Source organism: Microbacterium sp. ZW T5_56 (assembly GCF_044987425.1).
In the GTDB taxonomy this organism is placed as follows: Bacteria; Actinomycetota; Actinomycetes; order Actinomycetales; family Microbacteriaceae; genus Microbacterium.
Genome location: NZ_JBJDRI010000069.1, coordinates 1 through 3332 on the forward strand (window position 1 = coordinate 1; position 3332 = coordinate 3332).

Here is a 3332-nt window from a genome sequence, read left to right on the forward strand (position 1 = left end):
CTGCACGCTGTTGGGTCCTGAGGGACCGGATGCGATCCGTTTGGATTGTTTCTGTTTCTTCTGGACCTTCTGTTGTCTGCGGCACGTGGTGTTGTGGGTGCGGAGGGTACCGCCCGTACTTTGAGAACTACACAGTGGACGCGAGCATCTTAAAGATGATCTGTATGGATCATTTTTGAAATCTCAGATTTTTGGATCTGATTATTTCTTTAACTCATGTATTCAAGTCTTTAAGAGCAAACGGTGGATGCCTTGGCATCTGGAGCCGAAGAAGGACGTAGCAATCTGCGATAAGCCTCGGGGAACTGATAAGCAAGTTTTGATCCGAGGGTGTCCGAATGGGGAAACCCCGCTGGGCGGCGTGCCGACCTAGTGACTCCCGCCTGAATATATAGGGCGGGTAGAGGGAACGTGGGGAAGTGAAACATCTCAGTACCCACAGGAAGAGAAAGCAACCGCGATTCCGTTAGTAGTGGCGAGCGAAACCGGAACAGGCTAAACCTTGCGTGTGTGATAGCCGGCAGGTGTTGCACGTTGGGGGTTGTGGGACTCACCGGAAGTTTCTGCCGAAACTTCGACGTGACAGAAGCGTATAGACGAATGGTTTTGAAAGGCCAGTCATAGAGGGTGCCAACCCCGTAGTCGAAATGCGTGTTCTGGCGTGGAGAGTATCCCAAGTAGCACGGGGCCCGAGAAATCCCGTGTGAATCTGTCAGGACCACCTGATAAGCCTAAATACTCCCAGATGACCGATAGCGGACAAGTACCGTGAGGGAAAGGTGAAAAGTACCCCGGGAGGGGAGTGAAATAGTACCTGAAACCGTTTGCTTACAAACCGTTGGAGCACCCCTGGTAGGTGTGACAGCGTGCCTTTTGAAGAATGAGCCTGCGAGTTAGTGATACGTGGCGAGGTTAACCCGTGTGGGGTAGCCGTAGCGAAAGCGAGTCTGAATAGGGCGATTCAGTCGCGTGTCCTAGACCCGAAGCGAAGTGATCTATCCATGGCCAGGTTGAAGCGACGGTAAGACGTCGTGGAGGACCGAACCCACTTAGGTTGAAAACTGAGGGGATGAGCTGTGGATAGGGGTGAAAGGCCAATCAAACTTCGTGATAGCTGGTTCTCTCCGAAATGCATTTAGGTGCAGCGTTGCGTGTTTCTTGCCGGAGGTAGAGCTACTGGATGGCCGATGGGCCCTACAAGGTTACTGACGTCAGCCAAACTCCGAATGCCGGTAAGTGAGAGCGCAGCAGTGAGACTGTGGGGGATAAGCTTCATAGTCGAGAGGGAAACAACCCAGACCACCATCTAAGGTCCCTAAGCGCGTGCTAAGTGGAAAAGGATGTGGAGTTGCTGTGACAACCAGGAGGTTGGCTTAGAAGCAGCCACCCTTGAAAGAGTGCGTAATAGCTCACTGGTCAAGTGATTCCGCGCCGACAATGTAACGGGGCTCAAGCACGCCACCGAAGTTGTGGCATTGACATTTTTGGTAGGCCTTCGTGGTCCAGCCGTGTTGATGGGTAGGAGAGCGTCGTGTGGCGAGTGAAGCGGCGGAGTGATCCAGCCGTGGACGCTACACGAGTGAGAATGCAGGCATGAGTAGCGAATGACGTGTGAGAAACACGTCCTCCGAAAGACCAAGGGTTCCAGGGTCAAGCTAATCTTCCCTGGGTAAGTCGGGACCTAAGGCGAGGCCGACAGGCGTAGTCGATGGACAACGGGTTGATATTCCCGTACCGGCGAAGAACCGCCCAAGCTAATCCAGTAGTGCTAAGTATCTGAATCCTTATGACCGGATCCTTCGGGTGATGGGGTAAGGCCTAGCGTACGATCCCGTTCTGGTGCGGTTAGCGTATTAACAGGTGTGACGCAGGAAGGTAGCCCAGCAGCGCGATGGTTGTCGCTGTGCAAGTGCGTAGGCTGAGTGATAGGCAAATCCGTCACTTATATAGGCTGAGACACGATGCGTATCAAGTGGGTGATCCTATGCTGCCAAGAAAAGCATCGACGCGAGGTTCTAGCCGCCCGTACCCCAAACCGACTCAGGTGGTCAGGTAGAGAATACCAAGGAGATCGAGAGAATCGTGGTTAAGGAACTCGGCAAAATGCCCCCGTAACTTCGGGAGAAGGGGGGCCATCGGCGTATTAGGACTTGCTCCGAAAGCGTTTGGTGGCCGCAGAGACTAGTGGGTAGCGACTGTTTACTAAAAACACAGGTCCGTGCTAAGTCGCAAGACGATGTATACGGACTGACGCCTGCCCGGTGCTGGAAGGTTAAGAGGACCGGTTAGCCGTAAGGCGAAGCTGAGAATTTAAGCCCCAGTAAACGGCGGTGGTAACTATAACCATCCTAAGGTAGCGAAATTCCTTGTCGGGTAAGTTCCGACCTGCACGAATGGCGTAACGACTTCCCAACTGTCTCAACCGCGAACTCGGCGAAATTGCATTACGAGTAAAGATGCTCGTTACGCGCAGCAGGACGGAAAGACCCCGTGACCTTTACTATAGCTTGGTATTGGTGTTTGGTGTGGCTTGTGTAGGATAGGTGGGAGACTGTGAAGCATTCACGCTAGTGGGTGTGGAGTCGTTGTTGAAATACCACTCTGGTCACTCTGGATATCTAACTTCGGACCGTAATCCGGTTCAGGGACAGTGCCTGGTGGGTAGTTTAACTGGGGCGGTTGCCTCCCAAAAAGTAACGGAGGCGCCCAAAGGTTCCCTCAACCTGGTTGGCAATCAGGTGTCGAGTGTAAGTGCACAAGGGAGCTTGACTGTGAGACTGACAAGTCGAGCAGGGACGAAAGTCGGGACTAGTGATCCGGCAGTGGCTTGTGGAAGCGCTGTCGCTCAACGGATAAAAGGTACCTCGGGGATAACAGGCTGATCTTGCCCAAGAGTCCATATCGACGGCATGGTTTGGCACCTCGATGTCGGCTCGTCGCATCCTGGGGCTGGAGTAGGTCCCAAGGGTTGGGCTGTTCGCCCATTAAAGCGGTACGCGAGCTGGGTTTAGAACGTCGTGAGACAGTTCGGTCCCTATCCGCTGCGCGCGTAGGAAATTTGAGAGGATCTGACCCTAGTACGAGAGGACCGGGTTGGACGAACCTCTGGTGTGCCAGTTGTTCTGCCAAGAGCACCGCTGGTTAGCTACGTTCGGGATGGATAACCGCTGAAAGCATCTAAGCGGGAAGCCGGCCTCAAGATGAGATTTCCATACCTTCGGGTGAGAGGCTCCCAGCCAGACTACTGGGTTGATAGGCCAGATGTGGAAGCGCAGTAATGCGTGTAGCTGACTGGTACTAATAAGCCGATGACTTGATAAACACCCCCCTCC

At 53.6% G+C, this 3332-nt stretch carries 1 rRNA gene; it reads left to right on the forward strand.

Annotated features, from left to right (window positions below):
• Positions 1-220 precede the first annotated feature (220 nt).
• Positions 221-3321 (forward strand): 23S ribosomal RNA (locus tag ACI3KU_RS18905).
• Positions 3322-3332 lie beyond the last annotated feature (11 nt).